Origin of the sequence: Mesorhizobium sp. M7A.F.Ca.AU.001.01.1.1 (genome assembly GCF_004022735.1) — a bacterium.
In the GTDB taxonomy this organism is placed as follows: Bacteria; Pseudomonadota; Alphaproteobacteria; order Rhizobiales; family Rhizobiaceae; genus Mesorhizobium; species Mesorhizobium ciceri.
Genome location: NZ_RZPF01001290.1, coordinates 1 through 702, shown reverse-complemented (window position 1 = coordinate 702; position 702 = coordinate 1). Strand labels below are relative to the sequence as shown.

The 702-nt window shown below is 67.4% G+C and carries 1 pseudogene; it reads left to right on the top strand.

Annotation, left to right across the window (positions count from 1 at the left end):
- Positions 1-702, top strand: a pseudogene (locus EN884_RS37720) (D-alanine--D-alanine ligase A); the annotation flags it as partial.

The window sequence follows — 702 nt, the reverse complement described above, 5'->3', positions numbered from 1 at the left end:
GCTGAAGGCGATCGACCGCACGCGCTACGATATCGTGCCGATCGCCATTTCGCGAGGCGGCAGGTGGCTGCTGCAACAACTCGATCGCGCCGCGGCGATCGGCGATGAGGCGGCAGGGGCGCCGGCCTCCGAAGACGGCCCGGAGGTTGCTTTGTTGCCCGGAGGCAAGGGCCGGCTGGTTGCGGTGTCGCGGGATGGTACGCAGCCTGAGCTGCCCCCCATCGACGTCGTGTTCCCGGTGCTGCACGGGCCGTTCGGCGAGGACGGCTCGGTGCAGGGCTATGCCGAGGTCGCCGATGTCGCCTATGTCGGCTGCGGCATTCTCGCCTCGGCCGCCGCCATGGACAAGGACGTCGCCAAGCGGCTGATGCGCGAGGCGGGACTGGCGGTTGCCCGCTCCGTCACCGTGCATCGAAACGGCAAGCATTCCTTCCAGGAGATTGCCGGGACGCTCGGCCTGCCTTTCTTCGCCAAGCCGGCGCGCCAGGGCTCGTCCTTCGGGGTCAGCAAGGTGAATGACAGGGACGGCTTCGAGCAGGCCATCGACACGGCTTTCCGCTACGACGGCAAAGTGTTGATCGAGGAATTCGTCGAGGGCCGCGAGATCGAGTTCTCGGTGCTGGAGCGCGCCGACGGGTCGCTGACGGTGTCGCTGCCCGGCGAGATCATTCCGGCCGGCAAGCACGGCTTCTACACCTATGA